The sequence below is a fragment of the Agromyces tropicus genome, assembly GCF_039531345.1.
Taxonomy (GTDB): domain Bacteria; phylum Actinomycetota; class Actinomycetes; order Actinomycetales; family Microbacteriaceae; genus Agromyces; species Agromyces tropicus.
In genome coordinates this window covers 944,226-971,220 of the sequence record NZ_BAAAPW010000002.1, presented here as the reverse complement: position 1 = coordinate 971,220, position 26,995 = coordinate 944,226, and the positions used below count along the sequence as shown (strand labels likewise).

Genomic DNA, 26,995 nt, shown 5'->3' with positions numbered 1-26,995 from the left:
ACATCCGCCCGTCACGAGAGGACAGACCGATGACCCAGTACTTCCTGACCATGCCCCACGACTCGGCGACGGAGCCGACGATGGAGTCCATGCAGGCCATGGACCCGGCCGAGCTCGCCGCCGTGATGGCCGCGGTCGACGAGTTCAACACCGCGCTCGTGGAGTCGGGCGCGTTCCGCTTCGCCGGCGGGCTGCACCCGCCGTCGACGGCGAAGACCGTGGATGCCTCGGGCGCCGAGCCGCGCGTGCTCGACGAGCCGTTCGTCGAGGCGCCGCTGTACGTGGGCGGCTTCTGGGTGATCGACGCAGCCGACGAGGCTGCGGCCGTCGAGTGGGCGACGCGCGCGTCGCGCGCGGTCCGCTGCCCGATCGAGGTGCGAGCGCTGCAGGGGGAGCCGGAGGGGTGAACCATGACGCATGAGAATCCAGCCGATGCCACTCTCTGGGCGATCATCCGCAGGATTCTCATGCGTCATGATCTGCCGAGGTTCGTGCTCACCGCCCGAACCGCGTGAACACCTCCTCCCCGATCCGATCCAGCTGCTTCGGCGTCAGCCGCCCGTCGAACGCGCGCGCCTCCTTCGCGATCGCCGCGACGAGCTCGCGCCGGCCTCGCAGCGACTGCGACCGCCAGTCGGGGTCGACCGGCACCGGACCCTTTCCCGGCACCCAGATCACGCCAGGCGCGTCGTTGACGATGCCGAACAGGATGTACACCCACAGCAGGTAGCGCCGATCGATCCGGAACCGCTCGTTCTTCTCGATCCGATCGAAGATCGCGCGCAGGTCCGGCATGACGCCGATGCGGTCGGTCGCAGGGTTGGCACTGGGCGTGTTGAGCGACGACGTCAGCCACGACCGCACGGTCGCCGGGTCGAACGGATGCCCCTTCCGCGCCTTCCGCCAGCTCTGCAGCAGCACCGCGGCGCCCGTGACGATCGGGCTCGCACCCGACGTGCCGCCGAACCCGCTCGTGTAGTCGGTCGTCCCGTTGCCGCTCCCGCCCGTGGTGTCGATGTTCTGGCCCCACGCGTAGCAGTCGATACGGCTGCCGTGGTTCGAGAACGACAGGCGCGAGTGCGGCGCGGCGGATGACCCGGCGCCGACCATGATCGCCCCGGAGTCGCGGTAGTCGGCGTCGCCGACCTTCAGCAGGTGCCGGCCGGAGGCATCCGTCCAGTCGTCGAGGTCGTTGCCGCCGTTGCCGGCCGCCTCGACGACCACGATGCCGGCGTCGACCGCATCGCGGATGGCGTCGAACACCGCCTGCTCGACCTCCACCGGAAGGTAGGAGGTCGACGACCCGGCCGCGGTGGTCTGCGCCTCGAGCAGCAGCACGTCGCCGGGCGACATCGCGTCGGCCGCCGAGATGATGGCCGCCGCGGTGCTGTACGTCGTCGACGTGCGGAACTGCGACACCACCCGAGCGGATGCCGCGGGCGCGATGCCCACGCCACCCTTCGTGTTGTCGACCGCGACGACCTCGCCGAGCACCGCCGTGCCGTGCCCGTGGTACGCCTGGCTCACGCCCGAGATGATCGTGATGCCGGCCGCCGCGAGGTCCTCGTGGCTCAGCGTCCACCCCTGCTCGAGGTCGACGAACCCGATGCCCGTGCCATCCGTCGCACCCCACGCCCACCGCGCGTCGATGCCGTCGGGCGCGGCATCCAGGTACCCCTGGTTCCCGCTGCGCGGGTCGTCGCCCGCGTTCACCGGCGGCGGCGTCGGCCCGCCCTCGACGTAGGCGGTCTCGACGTCATCGCGCGCGTCGAGCTCCTTCGCGAGCTCGGCAGCGGATGCCTCGTCCCGCACCGTGATCGCCGCATACCCGTCGAACCGGGCACGCCGCCCCCGCCCGAGCCGCTCCTGCTCGTCGCGCCCGACCATCGGCTCGAGGTACGCCTCCCCGGCCACCCGCCGCTGGTACTCTGCGATCACGTCCCCGAGGACCGCGACCGCATCGACGAGCTCGCGCCCGATGTCGTCCTCCCGCTCCCCCGCCCGCCGCTCACCCGGACGCTCCTTCAGCGCCCGCTCGCGCCGCGCCGCATCGGTGACCTTCACGACCACCCGCGGTCGCACGTCCGAGGCGTCGACCGCGTCGAGCTCCTTGCCGTCGATCATGCCCATGATCCGCTCCCCTCCGTTCGGGATGGCGGTCGTGCGCGCGCGTGCGCTGGGCGCCGCGCGCGGGCGGCCGGCCGTCGTCTCTCGCTACGTGGGGATCATGCGCCGCGGCGGGGGCGGATGCATCGGGGTGGGCCCGGAGGAGTTGTGCCTCGCAGCGCGTGATCGCGAGCACAAATGGACTCGCGCCATGACCCAGCAGACCCCTACAGCGCCGGCTGGTTGGTATCCGGATCCCGATCATCCGGGAAGGCAGCGCTGGTGGGACGGGCGAGCCTGGGGACCTACTGCCCCCGTGGCTCAGCCGCCCGCCTCCCGCGTTGCGCCCGCCCCCGCTTCAGCCCGACGATTCGCCGTGAGCGCCCTCGTCCTCGGCGTCATCGCCATGCTCTTCGCGTCCAGTGCGATCGGCTTGCTCATAGGAATCGCTGCGATCAGTGCTGGCGTCGTGGCTCACCGCCAGGCACGAAGACTGGCCGTGGCCGCCACGACCCTCGGAGTACTCGCAGCGTCGGGCGCCGCGTTCTCGCTCATCAGTTCGGGGTTCGCCGCAGCCGATCGCAATAGCGAGCTGCAGCGCGCCGATGCATCAGCTCAACGAGCTGATGCTGAACTTGCAGAGTCTGCTGCGCAGATCGGGGAGACCGTAACGAGCGATGCTGGCGTCGAGTTCACCGTGATGGCGGTCGAGTGCGGGGCTTCCACCGCGGGCGATGGGTTGCGAGAGAAAACCGCACGCGGGCAGTTCTGTGCGGTAGACGTCCGGTTGGCGAATCAGGGCAGCAAGCCGGTGAGTGTCTGGGTCAACGACATCACCGGCCGAATCGGCCCCAACACTTATGAGGCCGAGTGGTCAGCCAGCGATCTCGGCGGCGAGCTCTGGAACGCCGACCTCAATCCTGGCCTCGCCACCGAGGCGAGCTCTACTTCGATGTGCCGGTCGGCGCCGAGCTCGACACCATCGTTCTGGACACCGGACTCTTCGACGACGAGGTTGAAGTCGCGGCGCACTGAAGCCGCGCATCAAGTCTCGCAAGGGATGGAACTTGCCGTCGCGGGCAGTCGCTTCGAACGAGCCGGCCCAACCGCTCGCCTTCGACCCACGCCCACACGATGCACGCAACTGGCTCGATATGGCCGCTCACCCTGCGTCTGCGGTATCTGGTAGGCCGATAACGTAGAGGCGGCTCGCGCCATGGACGGACCGAGCAACAAGGAGAAGCACGTGGCACCCACGACAAAGGAAGCGCAGCGGGCTGAGCTGCACAAGACGATCTGGCGAATTGCCAACGATCTGCGGGGCAGCGTCGATGGGTGGGACTTCAAGAGCTACGTGCTCGGGATGTTGTTTTACCGGTTCATCTCCGAGAACCTCACGGCGTACCTGAACAATTGGGAGCACGAGGCCGGCGAGACCGACTTCGACTTCGCTGCGCTCAAGGATGCCGATGCCGAGGGCGTGCGCGAGGACGTCGTCGCCGAGAAGGGCTTTTTCATCCTGCCGTCCGAGCTCTTCCGCAACGTCCGCGCCCGGGCAAGGGGTGACGAGGACCTGAACGAGACGCTCGAGCGGGTCTTCAAGAACATCGAGGGTTCCGCGGTCGGCTTCGACAGCGAGGACGACCTGAAGGGCCTTTTCGACGACTTGGATGTCAACAGTTCGAAGCTCGGCAACACGGTCGCGAAGCGCAACGAGAAGCTCGTGAAGCTGCTCGACGCGATCGGCGACCTGCCGCTGGGGAACTTCGAGGACAACTCGATCGACCTGTTCGGCGACGCGTACGAGTACCTCATGCAGATGTACGCCTCGCAGGCCGGCAAGTCCGGCGGCGAGTACTACACGCCGCAGGAGGTCTCCGAGGTGCTCGCGAAGATCACCGTCGCGGGAAAGACGAAGGTCAACAAGGTCTACGACCCCGCCGCCGGATCCGGGTCGCTGCTACTCAAATTCGCGAAGGTGCTCGGTGTCGAGAACGTCGGCGGCTTCTACGGGCAGGAGATCAACCTGACCACGTACAACCTGGCGCGGATCAACATGTTCCTGCACGAGGTCAACTACGAGAAATTCGACATCGCCCACGGCGACACCCTCATCGACCCGCACCACTGGGACGACGAGCCGTTCGAGGCGATCGTCTCCAACCCGCCCTACTCGATCAAGTGGGACGGCGACGCGAACCCGCTGCTCAGCAACGACGAGCGGTTCGCACCGGCCGGCGTTCTGGCGCCGAAGTCGAAGGCCGACCTCGCGTTCACGATGCACATCCTGTCGTGGCTCGCGGTGAACGGCACCGCGGCGATCGTCGAGTTCCCCGGGGTGCTCTACCGCGGCGGCGCGGAGGCGAAGATCCGCAAGTACCTCATCGACAACAACTACGTCGACGCCGTGATCCAGCTCCCGCCGGACCTGTTCTTCGGCACCACGATCGCGACCTGCATCATCGTGCTGAAGAAGTCGAAGGCCGACAACGCAGTGCTGTTCGTCGACGCCTCTGATGAGTGCGATCGCGTGGGCAACAAGAACAAGCTCACGAAGGACCACCAGAAGAACATCCTCGACGCGCTCGCAAAGCGAGAGGATGCTCCGCACTTCGCCAAGCTCGTCACGAACGAGGCGATCGGGGCGAACGACTACAACATCGCTGTCTCGTCGTACGTCGAGCAGGAAGACACCCGCGAGGTCGTCGACATCATCGAGCTCAACGCCGAGATAGCCCGGATTGTCGCCCGCCAGGCCGAGTTGCGGAGCTCGATCGACGAGATCGTCGCCGATCTCGAGGGCGTGAAGTGAGCCGCGTTGGGGAGCTTCTCGCTGAGCTGAGCCCCGGCGGCGTCGAGTATCGAAACCTAGGCGAGCTCGGAGAGATCATCAGAGGGCGCCGATTCACGAAGAGCGACGTCGCTGTGGAGGGACTCCCGAGCATCCACTACGGCGAGATCTACACCACGTACGGCATTTCTGCGATAACGACGGTCTCCCACGTGCGGGCTGACCTGCGCCCACAGTTGCGCTTTGCCAAGCCTGGAGATGTGGTCATCGCCGCGGTCGGTGAGACCGTAGAGGACGTTGGCAGGGGAGTCGCCTGGCTGGGTGAAGTCGAAGTGGCCGTGCATGACGATTGCTTCATGTTCCGGTCGACGCTGCTCGACCCGAAGTTCGTCGCGTACTTCTTGCGGACAGAGTCGCTGATTCGACAGAAAGACAAGTACATCGCCCGGGCGAAGGTGAACCGAATCGCGGGCGACTCAATTGCGAAGCTTCGGATTCCGGTACCGCCGATCGAGGTGCAGCGGGAGATCGTGCGAATATTAGATCAGTTCACTCAGCTGGAAGCGGAGCTGGAAGCGGAGCTGGAAGCCCGTCGTACGCAGTACGACTACTACGCGGAGGAACTGCTTTCTGTCGATGCGGACACTCCTCGCGTCCGGTTCGGCGATGTCGCGACCGTCGTGCGGGGAGCGTCACCGAGGCCGATCCAGCAGTTCATCACCGATGCTGAAGACGGTGCGCCATGGATCAAGATCGGTGACGTGCCTCCTGATGGGAAGTACATCACCGGCACCGCCCAGCGCGTGACACTCGCTGGCGCAGCGAAGTCACGCCGCGTCTTGCCAGGTGACTTTGTGCTTTCGAACTCAATGAGCTTCGGACGACCCTACATCTCGAAGATCGAGGGGTACATCCACGACGGCTGGCTTGCGATCAGTGGCTTCGAGGAGTCCTATGTCGCCGACTATCTGTACTACCTGTTGCGGTCCGCTCCGATTCAGGACGAGTTCAAGCGGCGTGCAGGGGCAGGAACAGTTCAGAACCTGAACGCGGAGATCGTGCGCTCTGTCGAGATCCCGTTGCCCCCGCAAGAGGTGCAAATTCGGGTCGTCAAGCTACTGGACCGCTTCGATACGCTCCTGAACGACATTTCCATTGGTCTACCCGCCGAACTCAACGCCCGCCGCAAGCAGTACGAGTACTACCGGGACAAACTGTTGGCCTTCAGGGAGGCCGAATAGGCGATGGATCACCACGAAAATATCGAGAGCCTGGCAGAGGGTCTCTTGCAGAATATGGACGGTCTGCGAAGCGCACTAATTTACGCACCAAACACGATTGGCAAGACGCGACTAGCTCAGCAACTGAAGGATCGTAGCCCGGATGCTGTAATGCTCTACAATTCGTCTGTTGAGGACGTTTTCACCTGGGATAACGAACGAGTAGTGCTCAAGATGGATCTCGAATCAGAGCTGCCAAAGATTATCGAGACGCAGGGCCTTGACGGCGCTATCATCAGGAACTTTCAGGTCTTTACTGGCGATAGAATCGAGCCCACGCTTGACTTTACTCGCGGTGAGATCAGCTTTGGTTTGCACACAGGTGATGACAGTTCGGTTGACGGTATTAAGATATCGCGTGCCGAAGAGAGCATATTTATCTGGTGCGTCTATTATACCGTATTGAGCGAGGCGATTGATGCGCTTAGTGATCGACCTGATCTCCGTTCAACGTCAGTCTACGATGGTCTAACGCTCGCTGTAATCGACGATCCCGTATCATCCATGGATGATGTGCGAATAGTCTCGGTTGCACTCGCCTTAGCTGAACTCATTAGGCGCGCGGCAGAACTCGACCTGAAGTTTCTGATTACTACGCACCACGCTCTCTTCTTCAATGTTCTCTTTAACTCGTTCCGGCGGAACAAGAAGGACCGCGCCTACATACTCCAACGGCAACCAGTCGCCGGATGGGCTCTGAAGGTTCAACCAAATGATTCTCCCTTTAGCTATCACTTGGGAATTATTGAGGAAATCGGTTCGGCAATATCTGAGAATGCGATTCGACGCATCCACTTTAATCAGTTCCGAGCACTTCTCGAAAAGACCGCCAACTTCCTTGGGCACAAGGGGGGTTGGGGTGAGCTGCTTACTGGACCCGACGCCGCGTTGCTGACACGGGTTCTCAACTTGTATAGCCACGATCGTTTTGCAGATCTGGAATCCTCTGAGGTGTCCGACGAGTACAGCGACGCTTTGAAAGGTGAGTTTCAGGTATTCCTCAAGTCATTCAGATGGGGAGACGCGGCATGAAGGGTCAGCGTTTGAGTTATGAACCGATCGCCATTTCCTCCGAGAGCACGGTCGTCGCCGAGTACGAGGCGGAGGTCAGCGGGGCCGCGGCGTATCAGTCGGAAGCGGCGCTCGAGCAGGAGTTCATCGGGCTGCTGAAGTCGCAGGCGTACGAGTTCCTGCCGATCACGTCCGAGGGGCAGTTGATCGCGAACCTGCGGGCGCAACTCGAGGCGTTGAATGACATCACGTTCTCCGAGAAGGAGTGGGACGACTTCTTCAGCGGCACGATCGCGAGCAAGCAGGCGGGCATCGCCGAGAAGACGGTGCTCGTGCAGGAGGACTACCGCCAGATCCTGAAGCGTGATGACGGGTCGACGAAGAACATCGCGTTGATCGACAAGCAGCATATCCACAACAACCGGCTCCAGGTCATCAACCAGTACGAGATCGGCCACGGCGAGGGCGGTGCGAAGTACGCGAACCGGTACGACGTGACGGTGCTCGTGAACGGACTGCCGATGGTGCATGTCGAGCTGAAGCGTCGCGGGGTCGACATCCGTGAGGCGTTCAACCAGATCGACCGGTACCAGCGCGACAGCTTCTGGGCCGGGTCCGGGCTGTTCGAGTACGTGCAGCTGTTCGTGATCAGCAACGGGACGCTGACGAAGTACTACTCGAACACGACGCGAACGCAGCACATCAAGGAAGCCGGTTCGACGGGTTCGGCCGGTGGCGGCAAGGGGAAGAAGACGTCGAACTCGTTCGAGTTCACGTCGTGGTGGGCCGACGCGCAGAACAAGCCGATCCAGGAGTTGACGGCGTTCGCGAAGACGTTCTTCGCCAAGCACACGCTGCTGAACATCCTGACGAATTACTGCGTGCTCACCGCCGACCGGATGCTGCTGGTGATGCGGCCGTACCAGATCGTCGCGACCGAGCGGATCCTGCAACGCATCGACATCGCCACGACCTACAAGAAGCTCGGCACCGTCGACGCAGGCGGGTACGTGTGGCACACGACCGGGTCGGGGAAGACGCTGACATCCTTCAAGACGGCGCAGCTGGCATCCAAGCTGCCGAGCGTCGACACGGTGCTGTTCGTCGTGGACCGCAAGGACCTCGACTACCAGACGATGCGCGAGTACGACCGGTTCGAGAAGGGCGCCGCGAACTCGAACACGTCGACCGCGGTGCTGAAGAAGCAGCTCGAGGACCCGGGTGCGCGGATCATCATCACGACGATCCAGAAGCTCTCGACGTTCATCAAAGCCAACAAGGGTCACGCGATCACCGACGATCACGTGGTGATCATCTTCGACGAGTGCCACCGGTCGCAGTTCGGCGACATGCACGCGCAGATCACGAAGGCCTTCCGGCGCTACAACCTGTTCGGGTTCACCGGCACGCCGATCTTCGCGGCGAACGCGTCATCGGGCGGCAACCCGAACCTGAAGACGACCGAGCAGGCGTTCGGGGGGAAGCTGCACACGTACACGATCGTCGACGCGATCACGGACAAGAACGTGCTGCCGTTCCGCATCGACTACGTCAACACGATCAAGGTCGGGTCGGTCGTCGACAAGCAGGTCACCGCGATCGACACCGAGAAGGCGCTGCTCGATCCGACCCGCATCCGCGAGGTCGTGAAGTACACGCTGGCGCACTTCGACCAGAAGACGAAGCGCTCCTCGAGCTACGAGCACTCGGTCGTGACGAACGTGCCCGAGTCATCCAAGCTTCGGAACCAGGCCGAGGCGCTGCGCGAGCGCCGGCGCGTGCGTGGGTTCAACGCGATCTTCGCCACCGCATCCATCGATGCGGCACGCCGCTACTACAGCCACTTCGGCCAGCAGCAAGCGGACCTGCCGGAAGCTCGGCGGCTCAAGGTCGGTCTGATCTACTCCTATGGTGCGAACGACGCCAGCGATGACGGCATCCTCGATGACGAGGCCTTCGACACGGACGTGCTGTCCGACAGCGACCGTGACTTCCTCGAGGATGCGATCCAGGACTACAACGACATCTTCGGCACGAGCTACGACACGAGCGCGGACAAGTTCCAGAACTACTACAAGGACCTTTCGCAGCGGCTGAAGAACCGCGAGCTCGACCTCGTGATCGTCGTGAACATGTTCCTCACCGGCTTCGACGCGACCACCCTGAACACGCTGTTCGTGGACAAGAACCTCCGCGCACACGGACTGATTCAGGCCTATTCGCGCACCAACCGCATCCTGAACTCGGTCAAGACCTACGGCAACATCGTCGCCTTCCGCGACCTCGAGGAAGAGACCAACGCTGCCCTCGAGCTGTTCGGCAACAAGGATGCCCGCGGCGTCGTGCTCCTCAAGCCGTACCTGGAGTACTACGGCGAGTACGCCGACAAGGTCACCGAACTGCTCGAGAAGTTCCCGCTCGGCCAGCAGATCGTGGGGGAGAGCGCGCAGAAGGAGTTCATCGGGCTCTTCGGCGCCATCCTGCGGCTCGAGAACATCCTCACGTCGTTCGATGACTTCGAGGGCCAGCAGATTCTCACCGAGCTGCAGGGGCAGGACTACCGCAGCGTCTACCTCGACCTGTACGCCGAGTTCCGCAAGGAAAAGGGCGCCGAGAAGGAAATCATCAACGACGACGTCGTGTTCGAGATCGAGCTGATCAAGCAGGTCGAGATCAATGTCGACTACATCCTCATGCTCGTCGCGAAGTACCGCGCACAGTTCGGCGACGGCCAAGACAAGGAGATCCGCGCCGAGATCAGCCGCGCGATCAACGCCAGCCCGTCCTTGCGGAACAAGAAGGACCTCATCGAGGACTTCGTCGACTCCGTCTCGGTGGACGGTGCGATTGATGAGGAGTGGGAAGCGTTTATCGTGGCCAGGCGCCAAGCGGAACTCGCAGCGATCATCGCGGAGGAGAAGCTCCGGGATGCCGAGACTCGCTCCTTCGTCGACGCCGCACTGGCCGACGGCAGCCTGCGCACGACGGGCACCGCGATCACCAAGGTGCTGCCGCCGGTATCCAGGTTCGCGGCCGGTGCCGGACACAGCGAGAAGAAGCAGCGGGTCATCCAACGACTCAGCGAGTTCGTCGAACGGTATTTCGGCCTTGAGCCAACTCGCGAGTGACACCTCCGGCCGATCGGAGACTCGCCGACACAGCGTGAATCCATGCCCCGAGCGCTGCGCCGGTTTCCTCGCCTTCGCCGCCGGGGACATCATCAAGAGCGACCAAGCCCTCTTGATGGACCGCAACCCAGGCGGCCCGACTACACGTATTTCGGAAACACCCTCGCGAAGTCATCTGCCTTCGCCACCAACCACGCTGTGAGCTCGCCCGTCAGGCTTTCATCACGGAAGTCGCCATCGCGGACGAGTTGGATGCGACTCGCCTTATTCTGGGGCAGCTCAAGCCATTCAAGCGGATAGCCGAGGTCAGTCTCGATCTCGGTGCGACGATGTAGGAGCCGGTGAAAGAGCGCCTTGTCGTTGCGGATTCGGAAGTCGACGAGAACGACGCTGCTCTCTGAGTTGACAACAAGCTCAATGTTCGCCCCCTTCGTACCGATGTATAGGTTGAACCACATCTGCGGCAGCGGCTTGCCCCAAGAGCCAAGGTGAGGCGCATGGTCGAGGCCGTGCTCACGGACGCGCTCCCAAAAGGACAACTGGTCGACGTTGAGCTGTGTGAGGTTCGCGCTACTCATTGGGCGGCGACGTTGGAGCAGATCCTCTTCGTCAACCTCGAACCCGGCAATCGCGGCAAGCTCCAGCGCATCGATGAACCGTTCAGGTGACGCCTTGCCGTTCTCGTCGAAGGTCAAACCTTCCGCACGCAGGATGTCCCGCGGATCATCGGTGCGGCCCGGCTCGAGCCAACGAAACCCGGGCGATATCGTCCCTCCGGTTTGGAGCACCCGCCACGCGTTCGGAATCGGGTGAGCACTAATCACCGCTGCGAGAGGCTGGGGATGAGTTCCGACGACAAGTGCCACCTCGCCGTATGAAGTCCACCTCCCCGCCGGGATCTCTGGGACGACCGCAGCGACCGCAGCGCGCAACTCTGAGGGGGCGTCATCCACGCCGACAAGACTCTCGTCGGGGCCAGGCCAGAGTTCGATAACGCGCTCGGCGAGCTCAGCGGAGCGAGCCGCAATCTCTGCAGGCCCCCACCTTGCCTGCTCCGCGATGAGGTGATTCATTCGCAAGCCGCTCGTGGCGAGCCAGGCCCGCTTCGTATCGAACGGGCTGTTGCTCATTTCACTGTTGTAGCCAGAAAGTGTCAGGTTGCCGAGGGTGTGAACGACGCGCTCGTGCTCGTATGCGACATCTGCTCCCTCACCCAGAACATCAGCGAGTTCTCCACGAACGTCGTCGCTCAGACTTTGAGGGAGCACATGCTCAATCGTCAGATCCTGCGGGGAGACAAGTTCCTTCTGGCGGTACGATTCCTCGAGCCACTGGAGAATTAGCTTCTTCTGTGCAGCCCTGCCCTGCCAGTAGAACGCGACCGTGCCTACGGCCTCGCGAACCTGCGCGTCCGAAGCGAAGTGCTTCCGACCAGTTGAGAGATACCGTCGCAGGGCTGCTCCCACGTCGTCCGCTTCGGCGATCGTCCCAACGGCCTGCAAGAGACTTCGGTTCAACCCCGCAGTTGCGCGCCCGATCACGATGCGACGAACGAAGTACGACTCTAGGTAGGTCAGTGCTCGAACGACCTGCTCCGCCGTCGCCGTGCCTGCTGCCTCACGATCGAGGATGCGCATGACTACCGGGTAGGCAGTCGCTGAACCCCAAGCCTTGATCCGCTCCAGGCGCCGACGAATTTCGGAGTTCTGCTCGCGGCTCGGATCGAGAATCTTTGCCAGGACATCACCAAGCTTCGCGATGCGAGCGACTTCGGCCTCCACCTCCGCGCTCGTTCCCATCCGGGACAAGCGCCTCTGCTGCCCGACATAGGTGTCTGACTGCTTGGCGCGCTCATCCGACTGAACGAGATCGAGCCAGAACAGTAGTTCAAGGCTTTCGGGGTCAAGCTTCCTCTCCAGGGGCAGCCACACACTGTCGTATACCGGTTCGGCTCGCTCGCCAAGACGCATGAAGAGATAGTTCTTGAGCAGATCGCTCTGCGTAAGCTTGAGGCCCGTGTTGTTGAGGGACTCGAAGATGCGGTGTGCGTTGTCGCCCGGCTCAGCGGTGACGGCAACAATCGCAAGCCCACGTAGCACAGCGTTCTCGATGCCGGCGATGTCGTACGGGTCTTCGGGGTCATCCGCCTCAGCGATCTTCGCGCGAAACCGTCGATAAGCGGCACCGATCTCATCCTCTCCTCCGGCGTCCGGCGCAGCCCTGATCACGGCGAGGTAGGACGCTCGGTCTGCCTGCGTTGGGAGAAGCTTCGGTGGTACACCCGGCTCGTACTTGTTTACGAGGTACTGCGCGTCTATCCGCTCTCGATGCTCCTCTCCCTCGGTCTCGACGAGGTGGTCACGAAGCGCGGCAAGGAGAAGCGTCAGCGTTGTAAGACGCTGCTGACCGTCGACGACAAGAAATTGCTGCAATCCGACCGCCGCATTGTCAGGGCTCGACGCCAGCACAAGCGATCCAATGAAATGGGTCGCGGTCGAATCTGTCCGTCGGGTCTCGGCGATTGCGACAACGTCGTCCCATAGCTGATCGAGCTGCTTCGCGCGCCACGCATACACGCGTTGGTAGAGCGGCACCTGGTACTGCTTCTTGCCTTCGAGAACACCCTCGAGATCGGTCTCTTTCGCTTTGACCATGGGTCCCTTCTTAGCGGAACAGTCAGGAGTCGTGCGAAGCCACGGCGCGACGGGGAAGGCATCTGGTCCAAGTCAAGCTGCACTGGAGCTGACGCCCGGCTCGTGCCTTCTGCCGCTGAATGCGACGATTCGTTCCTCGTTGGTCGCAAGCTGCCATGGTCCGGGCGACCGAGCCCCAGTAGCTTCAAGGGGTGACAAGAGTCCTCGAGGTGGTCGCAGCCGCGATTCGTGATGGGAACCTGACGTTCGCGTGCCGACGCGCAACCGGCAAGGCCGCGGAGGGCCGGTGGGAGTTCCCCGGCGGAAAGGTTGAGGCCGGCGAGGATCCCAGGTCCGCGCTGCGAAGAGAGCTTCGCGAAGAACTCGGAATCGATGTCGAGATTGGTGAGCTCATCGACAGATCAGCCACACAAGTCGGCGACCTCGCGATCGATCTCGCCACCTATGAGGCACGCTTGATCGGTGCTCGACCGGTTCAGAGCACCGACCATGATCTACTCGATTGGCTCCGGCCTGATCAACTGGGGCAAGTGGCATGGGCAGATCCTGATCTTCCCGCCGTCGCGGTCCTGCGAGCGAGGTATGCAAACGAGATGACTTGAAACTGCGACGAGATGCCGAACATTACCTGGGACCCGATGTCGGAGCCTGTAATTAGCCACTAGGTTGTGAAAGTGACCAGATCTCTGCCATTTCGCCTCTCACCTGGCGACTTTGTGACGCGAAGCGATCTCGCAGTCGAGTATGGCGGCAGCACTCAAGGCGGCATTGTCGCGAGCCGCCAGTCCAATATGGTGTTTCTTTTCACGGACCCCGGCCACGGATCTCAGTTCGGCTACGTTTACGACGGGTTCGACGATGACGGTTCGGCGTATTACTACACCGGAGCGGGCCAGAATGGCGACCAGGTCCTCACACATTCGAACGCACCGATCGCGAGGGCAGCGGAGCGCGGCAGCGCAATCCACCTCTTCGCTGCCGATGGCTTCGTGGCCGGCACGGGAACACGACGACAGCGCTATATCGGTGAGTTCATCGTTGACCCCAACGAGCCCGTTCAGCGGATGCCTGCGCTCAGTACCGATGGAGTGAAACTTCGCACGGTCCTCGTCTTCCGTCTTCTTCCGAGCACCGAGGTGTCTCCTCAGCTAGTTGATGCGGCAGGTCGATCACAAATCCCGCGCGAACCGTTCGCCGTCGAAGTCCCAACTGAGATCAACTCGGCTGAATTCTTCGAAACGGCAGGCACTGCCGATCAAGTCGCGGTCAGGCGAGAATCGGACCTAGTGGCGTCCTTCCTGTCCAGCAATCCCGATCGCGACTTCAGCCGATGGGCGATCAACTTGCCTGCCGAGCACACTCGGCTGCTCACCGATGTCTATGACGAGCGTGAACGCGTCTTGTACGAAGCGAAAGCCATCGCGGGGCGATCGGATCTCCGCATGGCGGTAGGGCAGTTGTATGACTACCGTCGCCACATCGATGTGGCGGAACTCCGGTGTTCCGTACTTCTGCCGACGCGGCCAAGCGCCGACCTTCGCGATCTATTAGCTGACGCAGGACTCGGCCTGGTGTTTCGGGAGCAGGATCAGTTCAACTTCGAATTGGCGGGCACGCCGCGAACCCATGCGACGGCACCCCGTTCGTAGTTGACCGAGCCTGCCGCACAGCTCAGACGTCCATCCGAATGCCGAGGGCCGCACCCACCCGTCTCCGAGCATCCGCGAGCCGCGAAGTCCCCCGCCTCTCCTGCAATTCAGCGCCCTCACATTCAGGCCTGTCGCGGCGCAGCCGAACGTGCGCCACGCGAGCTGCGTCCGCCCCCTACTCAGTTGACTGGCCTGTGATTGCCCGGGATCGCGTCGGTCGACGTCACGGAGCCCGAGGGAGCCAGCGCCGCGCAACTGAGCGCGAAGTCAGCCCTTGTGCGACGAGTCCAGCGAAATCCCGACACCCGACCCCACGACAGGGTGCGACGCGGTGCTCATCGGATCCGGCGTCAGTTCTCAGCCGGCTGGGATCAGGCCCCGGATCACTCCCGCTTGCTGAAATGTTGCCACTCGCTGAGAAGGTGAGAAGGCGTTGATCCGCTCCCGGTTCACCACCGGCGCACCGGCCCGCTCCGACCCCTGCACCACGGGCTTCAACCGAGCCGCGCACGCCTCATCTGCTCGCATGGGATGCCACCACACGCCAGAATGAGCTGACCCGAATTTCAGCAGCTAAGGAATCCCAGGCCTTCAGATGCCCCTCCTATTCCATCTCACCAGTCGTCGCGCGCGCTTCGACGGTCAGTCGTGACGGTGCTGGTACTCGGTTGCGTGCTCATGCTAAGCGGCTGCTCCGGCCAAGTGGTCGCAGACGCCGACGAAGCGGCCGCCGCCGAGGCTGTGGAATCGACGATCACGCCGACGCCCTCGGCAACACCTTCACCGACGCCGACCCCTGCGCCGGAGCCGGAACCCGAGCTCGAGCCGGAACCCGAGCCTGAGGCGAAACCCGAGCCCGAGCCGGCTCCGAAGCCAGCCACTGACCCTCGGTTCGACACCTGCGGAGACGCGATCGACGCCGGCTACGGGCCTTACATTCGAGGGGTCGACCCGGAGTATGACTGGTACCGCGACGGCGACAAGGACGGCGACGTCTGCGAGTCCTAGATGCTTTACCTCGTCATGGCATGGATGCGGTCGAAGCTGACGCTCGTCTGACCGTCATGGAATCCGGGGTCCAGGCCAGGCTCCGATCGGCTGGACCCACCGGTCGAGCAGCGCGACCCGCGCCCGCCCGTCTCCGAGCGGGCGCGGGCCGCGGCATCCGTCACCCCTTCAAGGACGTGAGCGGGCCCGTCAGTCCCCCTTCACGTTCACCACCTGCCGCAGCGTGTGCCGCACCCGCACGAGCGACGCGGCATCCGCCATCACTCGGTCGATCGGCTTGTACGCCGCCGGGATCTCGTCGATGAACGCGTCGGTGTCGCGGAACTCGATGCCGGCCATCGCCGCCCGCAGCTGCTCCTGCGTGAACGTCCGCCGGGCGGCGGAGCGCGAGTACGTCCGACCCGCGCCGTGCGGCGAGGAGTTCAGCGACATCCGATCACCCAGGCCCTCGACCACGTACGACGCCGTGCCCATCGAACCCGGGATCAGGCCCGGCCGGCCCGCGTCTGCCTGGATGGCGCCCTTCCGCGACACCCACACCCGCTTGCCGAAGTGCTCCTCGCTCTCGGTGAAGTTGTGGTGGTGGGTCAGTTCAGCAGCGCGAAGTGCTGCGCCCACCGCAGCTCGGCCCGGCAGAGCTCCTGCGCGACCCGGATGTGGTGCTGCGCGATCCGGTTGCCCACGCCCCGGCTTCCGGAGTGCAGGAACAGCCACACGGCATCCGCCTCGTCGAGCGAGACCTCGATGAAGTGGTTGCCGCTGCCGGGCGAGCCCAGCTGCAGCCGCCAATCGCCCCGGTAGTTGGCCGGGTCGAACCCCGTTGCCTCGGCGAGGGCCTCGAGCTCGGCGATCCGCGTCGTCCGCTCGGTGCGCGCCATCCGTCACGCCTCGAACGACTGACGATCAGTACCTACCTCTCGATCGCCAAAGCGATACGCCGGAGCCCTTCGGGCGCACCGTCGACGCCCACGACATGTTCGGGGTGTGCGTCCGCCTTGGCGAGCATGACCCGGAGCCGCTGGCGATCCTTGGGGGTCGTCGCGCGGAGGTCGCGCGCGCTCACGAGCGGCGCGAGGTTGCAGAAGTCGATGATGTGCCGCTGGCCACGCACCCCGTCAGGGATGCTCACGGCGGCCGCCTTCGCGACGAGCGCGCCGAGCAGGTTCGGGCGCCGGATCAGGCCCACTCGACCGCCGTGCTGCACGCGAACCAGGCTCGCCCGGTCGAGCGCCTGCGTGGTTCCGGGCGCCTGAAGGGTGGTGGCACCGCCCGCACCGGTCGCGCGACCTGCCCGCTCTCCGACGCCATCGGGCAGAAGCACGTCGATCGAGGCGGTTCCACGCGTCCATCGGTGCTGGTGTCCGTCAGCGCTGATGCCGTCCGCCGAGAATCCGAGGCGCACGAGAGCACCGGTGAGTGTGCGAAGCATGGTCGGGCGGGCACGGACATCCACGACCGCATCCCCATCATCGGTCGGACGCGTCGGGACGGCGCCGCGCTCGAGACAGTGCAGCAGCACCATGAACCCGCCGATGAGGCACCAACCGTCAGGCACCTCGTCGGCGAGGTCGAGCACGCCCGTCCATGACTCATCGGCAGCGCCACCCAGGGGTGGCAGCTCGATGAGCGGTGGCTCGGGCGCGTCGCTCATCGGCGAAGCTGCTCGAGCAGCGACTCGGCCTGGCCGAGCTCGCGCGGGCCGGCATGGTCGAGGAGGTCTGCGATGACGAAGCCGATCGGCACCTGTCCCGAGTCATCGGGCGCGACATCCGAGGCATGGAGCCAGACGTTCGGGCGGTCGCTCTCGACGAGCAGGTAGTCCCTGATCAGCGCATCGAGGTCAGCCGGCGCCACATAGCCCTCGGCGACAGCGGATACCGCGAGCCCGGCGCGTGGATCGGAGATGCCCGAGCGCGCCAGCCGAGGGTCGTCGAGTAGGTCGGGCAGATCGGACGCACTCGCGCTCAGCGCAAGACGCGGCGCGCGGATTCGCACCCAGCTCCAGAGTTTCTGCAGGTCGACCTCACCGGCTCGGACTCGGCCGACCTTCTCCGCGATGCGCCGGCGGACGACGGGATCCGACGCGTCGATCTCCTGACCCGAGAGCGCCTCGAGAAGACGCGCAGCGTTATCCGCCGACATCGGCCGCGACGACGGCGACACCGCAGCCAACGCCGGCTCGGGCACGACCCACTGCGAACCCACCCGGTACGCCCCAACTGATCCGCTCCGCACGCGCTTGTACGCCGCCGCTCGGGACACCCCGAGCTTCTCCGCGTACTCAGCGACTCCATAGGGCATGACACAAGGATAACAGTTCTGATACCCATGTGTCTCCTGCTTCCCTCATCGCGGCCCGCGTTCGGGGACTCCCCCACAGGCCCACGCGGCTGTCAGGATCGAGCGACCCTACCGCCGAGGAGACCCATGAGCAGCGAACGCATCGGCTCGTCCTCCCTCACCGACCGCCGCCCCGCGGCATCCGTCATCGCCCAATGCCTGCGCGTCCAGTCGACAGTGCCGCCGAACACCGCCGCGCAGCGGTTTTTCGGCGTATCGCCGCTCGGACGCGACGCCGAACCCTGGTACGTCGGCGCACTCGGCGAGCTCGAGGTCGCGCGGCGCCTCGAGGCGCTCGGGCCGGGGTGGGTCGTGCTGCACTCGGTACCGATCGGTACCGGGTCGAGCGACCTCGACCACGTCGTGATCGGGCCGGCGGGCGTGTTCACGATCAACACCAAGCACCACCGCGGACAGACCGTGTGGGTCGGCGCGAAGCGCATCCTCGTGAACGGGCAGCGCACCGACCACCTGCGCAACGCCGCGTACGAGGCGACGCGCACGGCGAAGCTATTGTCGGCCGCCGCGGGCACGCCCGTGGAGGTCACCCCGATCATCGCGATCGTCGCGTCACGCCGCATCACGGTGCGCGAGCGTCCGGACGATGTGGTCGTGCTGCCCGAGTACGAGATCGTGCGGTGGATGAGGCGGCAGCCGATCATCCTCACGACCGACCAGGTTCAGCACATCGCCGCAGTGGCGGCGCAGCCGGCCGCGTGGAGGCGGGTGCCCGAGAGGAACGCGGTCGATCAGGCCGCGTTCGAGCGGCTCCAGGCGGCGGTCGGCCGCGCCAGGCGCCGACGCATGGGATGGGCTGTCCTCGTGGTCGCCTCGATCCCGTTCGCGTTCCTCGCGCTCTGGTCATCCCTCGTCCCGGCACTGATCGCTGTCCGCTGAGCGCCACGGCAACCACGCGCTCATCGGACTGTCCGTTGCCCGGCGGGACACGTGCCGCGCTGGGTCGGCGGTGAACATGGCTCGAACGGGTGGCGTGTCGGAGCACGGCGATGTCTTCGCGTTTCGAGAGCATGGGGTTCACTCACCTGAGCCTTTACCCCTACGAAAGGGCGCCATGAGCTTCTTCGACCGACTCTTCGGGAGAGCCGACCGCCGCAAGTCCGCACCGTCGCACCCGAGCGCTGGCGAACTTCTCCAGCAGGCGGAGGCCCGTCCTCAACAGGGCGGCGACACCCTGGAGCAGGCGAGCGTCACCGCCCACCAGGCGGTTCCCTCATTCGCAGTCATCGATGTCGAGACGACCGGCCTGTCCCCGAAAGCCGGCCGGGTCCTGGAACTGGCCGTCGTGCGCGTCGATGCGCGAGGCGCGATCATCGACGAGTGGACCAGCCGGTTCAATCCCGAGGGTCCCGTCGGTGCGACGCACATCCACGGGATCACCGATGCGGATGTCGCCGACGCACCGCTCTTCCACGAGGTCGCGGGATCCATCGTTGATCGCTTGGGCGGTCTCCCGGTGGCGGCGCACAACGCGAAGTTCGACCTCGCCTTCCTCCGTTCGGAGTTCACCCTCGCCGGCTGGGACATGCCGTGGCTGCCGTCGTTCTGCACCCTCCACGGCAGCTACCACTACCTCCCCGACATGCACCGGCGGCGACTCGCTGACTGCTGCTGGGCCACGGGCGTCGCCCTGAGCGATGCGCACTCGGCACTTGGCGATGCGCGAGCCACCGCGGGCCTCCTGCGCTACTACCTCGATCGTGCGGCTGCACGCGATGTGCACGGCGATCTGGTCGGAATCTTCGAGCAGGCTCGCGCCGTGTCCTGGCCGGATGGACCGGTCCGGGCCCCGCGCTCCCGACCTGCTTCAGCACAACCGACCACCCCTTCGACCCGGACGGGCGCGCCTCGACCGGCGCAGCCTCCGCTCCTGGAGCAGCTGACGGGACTCAGCCTGCTCGAGGTGCTGGACGAGGGCGCGCCCGAGGGCACGATGACGTACCTCGAGGCGCTCCTGGAGGCGCTCGAAGACGGCGAGGTTTCGGAGGATGAGGCAGTCGTCCTCAACGACTACGCCGCGATCTATCAACTGGATGTCGCGGACATCCAGTCCGCAAATCGGGCATTCGTGCTCGCGCTCGCACACCGAGCCGTGGACGACGGCCACGTCTCGCGAGACGAACGAGCGCAACTGAACGCGGTCGCCGAACTGCTGGACGTCGACCAGAACTCCGTGCTCGACATCGTGAAGCATGCGGACGAGGCACGGGCCGCGAGGCTGGGACAGGGGCTTCAGCCACTCTCGGTGGACTGGTCGCACGGCGAACCGCTGCGCGTAGGCGACAAGGTCGCGTTCACCGGGTGCGATGACGCCGTGCGCGATCGCCTCGAACGCCGCGCCGGAGAACTCGGCATTCGAGTCATGGGGAACGTCTCGCGGTTCACGGCGATGCTGGTCACGGATGGCTCGTTCACCGGCGGCAAGCTCAAGCGGGCACTCGAGCTGAGCACGAGGATCGTCGACCCCTCGACGTTCGAGATGTTGCTGAACCACGTGCAGCCCGCGCTCGCGACTCCACCCGCAGCGACCGACGTCGAGCGTGCGGAAGCCCCAGCGCCCTCGCCGCAGGATCGAGAAGTCGCGCCCTCGGCCGTCGTCGCCACGACGGCCGCGTACAGCGGACCTCCGCCCGCGGTGATCCGGCAGTGGGCGCTCGAGAACGGCTATTCGGTCGGAGTCCGTGGGCGCCTCCCGCGCGAGGTGCTCGAGGCATTCAACGCCGCCGGCAGCGCCTCCGGCTGAATGGCGACGAGCGACTCGGAACCGTCCCTTGCGTGCGAGGATGGCATCGAGTCATCCGCTCTTTGACACCGAGCCGCACCCCGCGGCCGGTCGTCGTACGTCGAATCGCGACGAAGGAGTGGATCATGACCGAACAGCAGATTGCCGTGGACCGGGTGGCGGAGTTCCTGAACTTCAACTACCCGTGCAAGTGCACCGACGCGGAGTGCCCCGGGGCAGCACCGATGAGGCGTTCCTCATCGTCGACATCGTGGTCGAGACGCTGCTGCCCGACGCGCACGCGTACATCCGGTCACTGCAGCAGCAGCTCGCCGAGGCCCTCGGGCTCGGCGGGGCCACGACGCCGAGGACGAGTGAGCGCGGGGCCGTCTCGCGCCGAGCGACGCGAGACGGCCCCGCCGTCCGGATCAGGCCCCGATGATCCCGCCCCGGACGTCGATGACGAACCCGCCCGGCCAGGCGCACCCGTCCGGGCCTCGCTCGATGATCTCGTCGAGCGCCCGGAGCGGCGTGACCCCGGACCGGGTCATCGGGAGCCAGTCCGTCCAGTGCTCCGCGACCAGTGCGACGGACTGGAACTCCAGCCGCTGCGTGTCCACGACGAACCGTCCGTCGCCGCGCGCCAGCAGGCGCTCGAGCCGCTGCTCGACGCAGAGACGGAGGAGGTACCAGTCGGCCGCGGTGAAGCCGATGCGGTGGAACGCGGCAGCCTGCCACGCCCAATCGTCGAGGGACGCCACGCGGCCCGATCGGATGCGCTTCTGGATGAAGAACATCACCGTCGGGCCGGGGAACACCGGCGGGAAGTCGTGCAGGGCGCGGGCCCAGTCCAGCCGTTCATCGATGGGGACCTCGCCCCACGGGTCGACCGAGGCGGGCGCGTCGGCCGATACAGCCGGCTGGGCCGGGCCGCTCGACTGCTCGGGCTCGACGGTGCTCTCGAAGTACTCATCTGCGGGCATGGTGAACTCCTCTCGCTCGGAGGCGCGTCACCTCCGTCGACTTGCCCGAGACGGATGCCGCGGGCCGGTTCTTCCCCTGGGGCACCCCGCTCGACGGAGGGGGGTTGCCGGGCAGCCGGCCAGGTACCGACAGCTGCCACTCGTGAACCTGTGACGGCGTAGAGGAAGGGTGCGTCATTCGGCCCCGCGCACGCACAACGGAACGCCGCGACCCGCGCCCGCCCGTCTCCGAGCGGGCGCGAGCCGCGGCATCCGTCACCCCTGCAAGCAGGCGACCGGCCCCTCAGTCCCCCTTCACGTTCACCACCTGCCGCAGCGTGTGCCGCACCCGCACGAGCGACGCGGCATCCGCCATCACCCGGTCGATCGGCTTGTACGCCGCCGGGATCTCGTCGATGAACGCGCCGGTGTCGCGGAACTCGATGCCTACCATCGCCTCCCGCAGCTGATCCTGCGTGAAGGTCCGCCGGGCGGCGGAGCGCGAGTACGTCCGGCCCGCGCCGTGCGGCGAGGAGTTCAGCGACATCCGATCCCCCAGGCCCTCGACCACGTACGACGCCGTGCCCATCGAACCCGGGATCAGGCCCGGCCGGCCCGCATCGGCCCGGATCGCGCCCTTGCGCGACACCCACACCCGCTTGCCGAAGTGCTCCTCGCTCTCGGTGAAGTTGTGGTGGCAGTTGATCCGCTCCCGCTCCTCCACCGGCACGCCGACCCACTCCGAGACCTGCCGGATGACCCGGTCCATCATCTCCTCCCGGTTCAGCAGCGCGAAGTGCTGCGCCCACCGCACCGGCAGAGCTCCTGCGCGACCCGGATGTGGTGCTGCGCGATCCGGTTGCCCACGCCCCGGCTTCCGGAGTGCAGGAACAGCCACACGGCATCCGCCTCATCGAGCGAGACCTCGATGAAGTGGTTGCCGCTCCCGAGCGACCCCAGCTGCAGCCGCCAATCGCCCCGGTAGCGGGCCGGGTCGAACTCCTTCGCCTCGGCGAGGGCCTCGAGCTCGGCGACGCGCGGCTCGGCGGTCGCGACGACCTTGCGGTTCGCGTGACCGGCCGACAGCGGGATGGCACGCTCGATCTGCTCCCGGACCTCCCTCCGGTCGGAGGGCAGGTCGGATGCCGCGAACTGCGTCTTCACGGCGATCATGCCGCAGCCGATGTCGACCCCGACCGCGGCCGGCATGATCGCGCCGAGCGTCGGGATGACCGACCCCACCGTGGCGCCGAGACCCAGGTGCGCGTCGGGCATCAGCGCGAGGTGCGGGTAGATGAACGGCATCGTCGACGACGTGCGGGCCTGCTCGACGGTCTTCTCGTCGATCAGGCTCGCCCACGAGACGAGCCGTGCGGAGAGCTTCTCCATGGTCCTTTCCTGTCTGGTTGCGTTGCGTTCAGTTCGCACTGTTCCGCTCCCGCGTTCGCGGGCGGACGGGTCGGTGCGGATCGCGGAGCCCGAGGGCTCCCGTCGCGCGCAGACGGAAGGAAACCCCGGGCCTCGGATGGCACGGGGTGACGCGATTCTCGCGGCCATCGGGCCGCGGCCGCGTCAGCGTGCCGGTTCGAGCACCTGCTCGAGCGTGCGAAGCCGCCGCGCTTGGCGGCGCTTCGCGGGCTCGACGAAGGACTGGCGATTCGTGTGCTGCAGATACACGGCGGCTCGTCCTTCCTCGCGCAGGTCTCCGGGATGCCACGCGGGTGCGCAGCCTTCGAACGTTAGCGGTGGGGCGGGGCGACGTCAATGGCGGGTTTCGCGGCATCCGCCCGGCCGCCGCTCCGCGGCCCAGAGCGCGCCGCACCGCGGCATCCCCCGCCCACGGTCAAGCGGCATCCGCCCACGGTCGGTGTGTGCACTCGAGGCACACCTGCAATCGACCTCGAACGCACAACACGGCCGTCCGCGTCGCCTACGCGTGCCCATCGTGCATCTGGTACCGGAGGATACTCTGGTACCAAGGAGTCGACATGGCAACCTTCACCCCGATCAAGATCGATCCGGCGACCGACCGGCTGGTCGCCGACGCTGCGCACGTGCTCGGGCGGACCAAGAAGGACATCGTCGCCGCCGCCGTCCGCGAGTTCGTCGAGGTGCACCAGGCCGAACTCCGCGCCGGCGTCACCGCGACGGCCGACCGGCTGGCGAACCCCCGCGCCAGCGCGCCGCGCGCCGGCCTCGGCCCGCTCCGCACGCGCCTGAACGCCCGGCGCGAAGAACTCGTCGCCGCGCTCGAAGAGCTCGGCGCCTCGAACATCCGCGTCTTCGGGAGCGTCGCCCGCGGCGACGAGTCTGCGACCAGCGACATCGACCTGCTCGTCGACCTCGCCGACGACGTCGGCATGTTCGGTCTCGGCACGATGCGCAGCACGGCGGAGCGGATCCTCGACGCCCCGGTCGACATCGTCCCGGCGTCGAGCCTCAAGGCGGATGTCGCCGACACCGTGCTGCGCGAAGCGAGACCCGTGTGAGTCGCTCGTCGCGCGCGCCTCGGCGACATCCTCGCCGCGTGCGCCTCGATCGAGGACTACGCCACCCGAGCCGGCGACGACCCGATCGTGTTCGACGCGATCCGCATCCGCCTCGTCGAGATCGGGGAGGCGGTGAAGGATCTCGAGCCCGCCGTGACGTCGGCCGAGCCGGACATCCCTTGGGCCGAGATCGCGCGGATGCGCGACCAACTCGCCCACCGCTACTTCGACACCACGCACAGCATCGTCATGACGACCGCGCGGCGCGACGTGCCCCGCCTCCGTGCGGCGGTCGAGCGCCTCCTCGCCGATGGTCGGGGCGAGTAGGCGGAACGCGCTCGCACCGCGCCACCCGCTCGGCAACCGCACCGCGGCATCCGCTCGGCGGCCGCGCCGCGGCATCCGCTCGGCCTCCGCCGCGCGGCATCCCCCACGCACGGTCGAGTTGTGCGGTGGAGGCACACCTGCGATCGACCTGCACCGCACAAGGCGGCCGTCGGCGCGCGCTGCTAGCCTTCGAGCACCGTGCAACCGACCGAGGAGGTGAGACCCATGAACGGAACGACGTGGGTGCTCCTCGCAGAGGTCACGGTCGGGCGATAGGTCGCCAGGGAGCGCCGCTCAGGCATCCTCCCGAAAGGCACGACCATGCACTTCACCACCGAACTCCGTCACGATGACGGCGTCGTCGAGCGCGCGTTCACGCTCGACGGCATCCCGGGCATCCTCTGGATGCCGGCGACGCCGATGCCCACGCCGCCGGCCGCGCTCGACGCCGGGTCCGCACCGGTTCCGCTGATCCTGCTCGGTCACCCGGGCGGGCTCGAGCGGATGCGTCCGCGACTCGCGGCCCGCGCCCGGCAGGCGGCGCACCAGGGCTTCGCCTCGGCCACGATCGAACTCCCCGGGAGCGGCGAACGGCCGCCGTCGCCCGACGCTGAGCAGGCGCGCGCCGAGTTGCGCGCCGCGATCCTGGCCGGCGGCCGACCGAGCGCAGACGTCGTCGACCGGCTCGTCCTCCCGCTCGTCGAGCAGGCCGTGCCCGAGTGGCAGAGACTGCTCGACGCCCTCCTCGAGCTGCCCGAGATCGGCGGCCCCGTGGGGTTCTCCGGCGGCGTGATCGCCATCGGGGTCCGGCTGGCGGCGGTCGAGCCGCGCATCGTCGCCGCCGGGCTCTTCGCCGGCAGCTACGTGCCCCGCGCGATCATCGACGAGGCGCGCACCGTCACCATCCCGCTGCACGTCCTGCTGCAGTGGGACGACGTCGACAACGATCGGCAGCAGGCCCTCGACCTGTTCGACGCGTTCGGCTCGACGGAGAAGACGCTCGTCGCCAACCTGGGCGGGCACACGGGCGTCCCGGCATTCGCCGGGGAGGACGCGGCGCGGTTCTTCGAGCGGCACCTGAAATAGCGGATGGCCGATTCAGCGCACCGACGCCGTCACCCGCACGACCCCGAGGTCGCGGCGCGCCAGGCTCAGCGACTCGCTCGCGAGGGATGCCGCGCGCAGGGCGAGCGCGATGACGCGCGCCCCGAGGTCCGGGTCGGTCGCCACGATCGTCGCGGACACGCTGCCGAGCCCGGTGCCGAGGTCGCCGAGGCAGTGCGCGAGGTCGATGCGGATGCGCTCGGACTCCGCCAGCCTTGCCATCGCCTCGGCGCCGACTCGGCCCGGGTGCCCGGCGACGGCGTCGCGCGCGGAGACGAGACGGCGGTCGACGTCCGCCAGCGCGTGCCGCACCTGGGTCACGGGCGCGACCGGCGCCGGCTTCGGTGCGCCACGGTCGGGCGGATGCCGCGCCGCCGACTGCGATGCCACGTACCCCTCGGCATGCGGCCGCGGACCCGGCTCAGGGCCCGGCCCGGGCCTCGTCGACGGCGCCCACCCGCGCCCCGCGGCGAGCGCGGCATCCAGCCGCGCGAGCGCGTCGCACAGCCGCGCGAGGTGCGCGACCGGGTCGGTGTCGACGCCGACCGCCGGTATGGCGGCGAGGCTCGCCCGGACCTCCGCGATCGCGTCCGCGACGCGGGCCGTGTGCGGCTGCCCGAGCGCGATCGTGAGGCTGCGCCGGGCCGTCTCGACGAGCTCCGACAGGGTCGCCTCGGCGCGCAGCGCCTCCACCTCGAAGCGCTCCACGCCGTCGAGCAGCGCCGCAGCGCGGTGCACCGATCGAACGGATGCGTCGAGTGCGACCTCCGCCTCGTCGCGGCGGCCGTCCATGAGTCGCCGTTCAGCGACGCCGGCGCCGTGCTCGGCGAAGCCGAGCAGTCGTTCGGCCTCGGCGGCGTCGGCGGTGGGTGCGGCGAGCGCCTCGGATGCGTAGCGCGCGGCGAGCCGATCGAGGGTCTCGCGGGCGTGCGGGAGGCGTGCGCGCAGCCGCGCGACATCGGCGCGGACGCCGGTGATGCGGTCGGGTGCACGGTGGGCCCGCGACATCCGCTCGCCCAGCGCGGCGAGCTCGTCGTCGAGCGCGCGCTGGACCTCCTCGCACAGCTCGACGATGCGCTCGGTGCGGGCGTGCACGTCCGCGGCGGTGCCACGGAGCGGGTCATGGTTCAGCCGCTGCAACCGGAACGCGTCGCCCAGCTGCCGGCGCGCCGCGACGCAGACCTCGCGGAAGCCGGCGAGGTCCTCCGCATCGAGCGCGGCCTCGGCGAAACCGAGCTCCTCGGCGGCGGCGCGCAGCCGTTCATCGGCGGCGACCAGCGCGGATCCGGCCCGCGTCGCCAAACCGGCGTCGTGGGCCTCGAGTTCGGGCGCACCCCGCCTGCGCCTGGCCCAGAACCCGGCCATGCTCGGATTCTACGATCGCCGCGCGCGATGTCCTACGGTTG

At 66.6% G+C, this 26,995-nt stretch carries 21 protein-coding genes, 3 pseudogenes and 1 riboswitch; of the genes and pseudogenes, 16 read left to right on the top strand and 8 right to left on the bottom strand.

Translation table 11 applies throughout. The features are described from left to right. Nucleotides 1–29 precede the first annotated feature (29 nt). Complete coding sequence (locus tag ABD230_RS10390; RefSeq protein ID WP_344372831.1) at nucleotides 30–407, top strand: YciI family protein; 378 nt, start codon at nucleotides 30–32, stop codon at nucleotides 405–407. Between the two features lie 88 nt (nucleotides 408–495). On the opposite strand, the gene ABD230_RS10385 is transcribed toward ABD230_RS10390, so the two are convergent. Further along, nucleotides 496–2,130 (bottom strand): S8 family peptidase, encoded by a 1,635-nt coding sequence (locus ABD230_RS10385; protein ID WP_344372827.1) that lies wholly within the window; start codon nucleotides 2,128–2,130, stop codon nucleotides 496–498. Between ABD230_RS10385 and ABD230_RS10380 the strand changes: the two are divergent. From ABD230_RS10380 to ABD230_RS10355, 6 genes and pseudogenes are all read left to right on the top strand, one after another. After that, nucleotides 2,123–2,428: pseudogene (locus ABD230_RS10380) on the top strand (DUF2510 domain-containing protein); the annotation flags it as partial. The gene ABD230_RS10385 and the pseudogene ABD230_RS10380 sit on opposite strands and share 8 nt — an antisense overlap. 54 nt (nucleotides 2,429–2,482) lie before the next feature. Further along, nucleotides 2,483–3,295, top strand: coding sequence for a DUF4352 domain-containing protein (locus ABD230_RS10375; protein WP_344373309.1), 813 nt, complete (start codon nucleotides 2,483–2,485; stop codon nucleotides 3,293–3,295). A gap of 57 nt (nucleotides 3,296–3,352) precedes the next feature. After that, nucleotides 3,353–4,918, top strand: a complete 1,566-nt coding sequence (locus ABD230_RS10370) for a type I restriction-modification system subunit M (protein WP_344372823.1) — start codon at nucleotides 3,353–3,355, stop codon at nucleotides 4,916–4,918. Then, nucleotides 4,915–6,138 (top strand): restriction endonuclease subunit S, encoded by a 1,224-nt coding sequence (locus ABD230_RS10365; RefSeq protein WP_344372820.1) that lies wholly within the window; start codon nucleotides 4,915–4,917, stop codon nucleotides 6,136–6,138. The genes ABD230_RS10370 and ABD230_RS10365 overlap by 4 nt, the downstream gene beginning before the upstream one ends. Nucleotides 6,139–6,141: 3 nt before the next feature. Continuing rightward, nucleotides 6,142–7,209, top strand: a complete 1,068-nt coding sequence (locus tag ABD230_RS10360; protein ID WP_344372817.1) for a hypothetical protein — start codon at nucleotides 6,142–6,144, stop codon at nucleotides 7,207–7,209. After that, nucleotides 7,206–10,316: a type I restriction endonuclease subunit R gene (locus ABD230_RS10355; protein WP_344372813.1), complete on the top strand. Its 3,111-nt coding sequence runs from the start codon at nucleotides 7,206–7,208 to the stop codon at nucleotides 10,314–10,316. Before ABD230_RS10360 ends, ABD230_RS10355 begins: the two co-directional genes overlap by 4 nt. Nucleotides 10,317–10,456: 140 nt before the next feature. Here ABD230_RS10355 and ABD230_RS10350 read toward each other — a convergent pair whose 3' ends face one another. Beyond that, nucleotides 10,457–12,970, bottom strand: a complete 2,514-nt coding sequence (locus tag ABD230_RS10350) for a DUF4268 domain-containing protein (protein WP_344372810.1) — start codon at nucleotides 12,968–12,970, stop codon at nucleotides 10,457–10,459. Nucleotides 12,971–13,161: 191 nt separating this feature from the next. Here ABD230_RS10350 and ABD230_RS10345 point away from each other — a divergent pair, with 191 nt between their 5' ends. From ABD230_RS10345 to ABD230_RS10335, 3 genes are all read left to right on the top strand, one after another. Further along, complete coding sequence (locus ABD230_RS10345) at nucleotides 13,162–13,572, top strand: (deoxy)nucleoside triphosphate pyrophosphohydrolase (protein WP_344372807.1); 411 nt, start codon at nucleotides 13,162–13,164, stop codon at nucleotides 13,570–13,572. Between the two features lie 72 nt (nucleotides 13,573–13,644). Beyond that, nucleotides 13,645–14,619 (top strand): SRA domain-containing endonuclease, encoded by a 975-nt coding sequence (locus tag ABD230_RS10340; RefSeq protein ID WP_344372804.1) that lies wholly within the window; start codon nucleotides 13,645–13,647, stop codon nucleotides 14,617–14,619. A gap of 648 nt (nucleotides 14,620–15,267) precedes the next feature. Continuing rightward, entirely contained in the window at nucleotides 15,268–15,627 is a 360-nt protein-coding gene (locus ABD230_RS10335) for an excalibur calcium-binding domain-containing protein (protein ID WP_344372802.1), read from the top strand. 189 nt (nucleotides 15,628–15,816) lie between these two features. Here the strand turns inward: ABD230_RS10335 and ABD230_RS10330 are convergent. The 3 genes and pseudogenes from ABD230_RS10330 to ABD230_RS10320 all read right to left on the bottom strand — a co-directional run. Beyond that, nucleotides 15,817–16,481: pseudogene (locus ABD230_RS10330) on the bottom strand (RtcB family protein); the annotation flags it as partial. A 56-nt stretch (nucleotides 16,482–16,537) separates the two neighbouring features. Next, nucleotides 16,538–17,278 (bottom strand): hypothetical protein, encoded by a 741-nt coding sequence (locus ABD230_RS10325; protein ID WP_344372799.1) that lies wholly within the window; start codon nucleotides 17,276–17,278, stop codon nucleotides 16,538–16,540. Continuing rightward, nucleotides 17,275–17,814 (bottom strand): hypothetical protein, encoded by a 540-nt coding sequence (locus ABD230_RS10320; protein WP_344372797.1) that lies wholly within the window; start codon nucleotides 17,812–17,814, stop codon nucleotides 17,275–17,277. Before ABD230_RS10320 ends, ABD230_RS10325 begins: the two co-directional genes overlap by 4 nt. A 240-nt stretch (nucleotides 17,815–18,054) precedes the next feature. On the opposite strand from ABD230_RS10320, the gene ABD230_RS10315 reads away from it, so the two are divergent. The 3 genes from ABD230_RS10315 (at nucleotide 18,055) to ABD230_RS10305 (ending at nucleotide 21,149) form a co-directional block, all read left to right on the top strand. Beyond that, on the top strand, nucleotides 18,055–18,864 hold the full coding sequence (locus ABD230_RS10315) for a nuclease-related domain-containing protein (RefSeq protein ID WP_344372792.1): 810 nt from the start codon (nucleotides 18,055–18,057) through the stop codon (nucleotides 18,862–18,864). Between the two features lie 175 nt (nucleotides 18,865–19,039). Next, nucleotides 19,040–20,728, top strand: coding sequence for an exonuclease domain-containing protein (locus ABD230_RS10310; protein ID WP_344372789.1), 1,689 nt, complete (start codon nucleotides 19,040–19,042; stop codon nucleotides 20,726–20,728). Between the two features lie 205 nt (nucleotides 20,729–20,933). Further along, nucleotides 20,934–21,149, top strand: coding sequence for a hypothetical protein (locus tag ABD230_RS10305; RefSeq protein ID WP_344372784.1), 216 nt, complete (start codon nucleotides 20,934–20,936; stop codon nucleotides 21,147–21,149). On the opposite strand, the gene ABD230_RS10300 is transcribed toward ABD230_RS10305, so the two are convergent. Continuing rightward, nucleotides 21,136–21,690, bottom strand: coding sequence for a hypothetical protein (locus tag ABD230_RS10300; RefSeq protein ID WP_344372781.1), 555 nt, complete (start codon nucleotides 21,688–21,690; stop codon nucleotides 21,136–21,138). The genes ABD230_RS10305 and ABD230_RS10300 overlap by 14 nt on opposite strands. A 32-nt stretch (nucleotides 21,691–21,722) precedes the next feature. Then, nucleotides 21,723–21,838, bottom strand: a riboswitch (SAM riboswitch). A 135-nt stretch (nucleotides 21,839–21,973) separates the two neighbouring features. Further along, a pseudogene (locus ABD230_RS10295) lies at nucleotides 21,974–23,058 on the bottom strand (RtcB family protein). 599 nt (nucleotides 23,059–23,657) lie between these two features. Here ABD230_RS10295 and ABD230_RS10290 point away from each other — a divergent pair. The 3 genes from ABD230_RS10290 to ABD230_RS10280 all read left to right on the top strand — a co-directional run bounded on the left by ABD230_RS10290 (nucleotide 23,658) and on the right by ABD230_RS10280 (nucleotide 25,571). After that, on the top strand, nucleotides 23,658–24,158 hold the full coding sequence (locus ABD230_RS10290) for a nucleotidyltransferase domain-containing protein (RefSeq protein WP_344372778.1): 501 nt from the start codon (nucleotides 23,658–23,660) through the stop codon (nucleotides 24,156–24,158). Between the two features lie 27 nt (nucleotides 24,159–24,185). After that, nucleotides 24,186–24,485, top strand: coding sequence for a HepT-like ribonuclease domain-containing protein (locus ABD230_RS10285; protein ID WP_344373307.1), 300 nt, complete (start codon nucleotides 24,186–24,188; stop codon nucleotides 24,483–24,485). A gap of 321 nt (nucleotides 24,486–24,806) precedes the next feature. Further along, a complete protein-coding gene (locus ABD230_RS10280) occupies nucleotides 24,807–25,571 on the top strand; it encodes a dienelactone hydrolase family protein (RefSeq protein ID WP_344372775.1) in 765 nt (254 codons plus the stop codon). 12 nt (nucleotides 25,572–25,583) lie between these two features. Here ABD230_RS10280 and ABD230_RS10275 read toward each other — a convergent pair whose 3' ends face one another. Beyond that, nucleotides 25,584–26,954: a hypothetical protein gene (locus tag ABD230_RS10275; RefSeq protein WP_344372772.1), complete on the bottom strand. Its 1,371-nt coding sequence runs from the start codon at nucleotides 26,952–26,954 to the stop codon at nucleotides 25,584–25,586. Nucleotides 26,955–26,995 lie beyond the last annotated feature (41 nt).

Bases quoted from the DNA above. Each gene is read 5' to 3' on its own strand.
- ABD230_RS10390 (WP_344372831.1), top strand. From the start codon at position 30: ATGACCCAGTACTTCCTGACCATGCCCCACGACTCGGCGACGGAGCCG.
- ABD230_RS10385 (WP_344372827.1), bottom strand. From the start codon at position 2,130: ATGGGCATGATCGACGGCAAGGAGCTCGACGCGGTCGACGCCTCGGAC.
- ABD230_RS10360 (WP_344372817.1), top strand. From the start codon at position 6,142: ATGGATCACCACGAAAATATCGAGAGCCTGGCAGAGGGTCTCTTGCAG.
- ABD230_RS10355 (WP_344372813.1), top strand. From the start codon at position 7,206: ATGAAGGGTCAGCGTTTGAGTTATGAACCGATCGCCATTTCCTCCGAG.
- ABD230_RS10350 (WP_344372810.1), bottom strand. From the start codon at position 12,970: ATGGTCAAAGCGAAAGAGACCGATCTCGAGGGTGTTCTCGAAGGCAAG.
- ABD230_RS10325 (WP_344372799.1), bottom strand. From the start codon at position 17,278: ATGAGCGACGCGCCCGAGCCACCGCTCATCGAGCTGCCACCCCTGGGT.
- ABD230_RS10315 (WP_344372792.1), top strand. From the start codon at position 18,055: ATGAGCAGCGAACGCATCGGCTCGTCCTCCCTCACCGACCGCCGCCCC.
- ABD230_RS10310 (WP_344372789.1), top strand. From the start codon at position 19,040: ATGAGCTTCTTCGACCGACTCTTCGGGAGAGCCGACCGCCGCAAGTCC.
- ABD230_RS10300 (WP_344372781.1), bottom strand. From the start codon at position 21,690: ATGCCCGCAGATGAGTACTTCGAGAGCACCGTCGAGCCCGAGCAGTCG.
- ABD230_RS10290 (WP_344372778.1), top strand. From the start codon at position 23,658: ATGGCAACCTTCACCCCGATCAAGATCGATCCGGCGACCGACCGGCTG.
- ABD230_RS10280 (WP_344372775.1), top strand. From the start codon at position 24,807: ATGCACTTCACCACCGAACTCCGTCACGATGACGGCGTCGTCGAGCGC.
- ABD230_RS10275 (WP_344372772.1), bottom strand. From the start codon at position 26,954: ATGGCCGGGTTCTGGGCCAGGCGCAGGCGGGGTGCGCCCGAACTCGAG.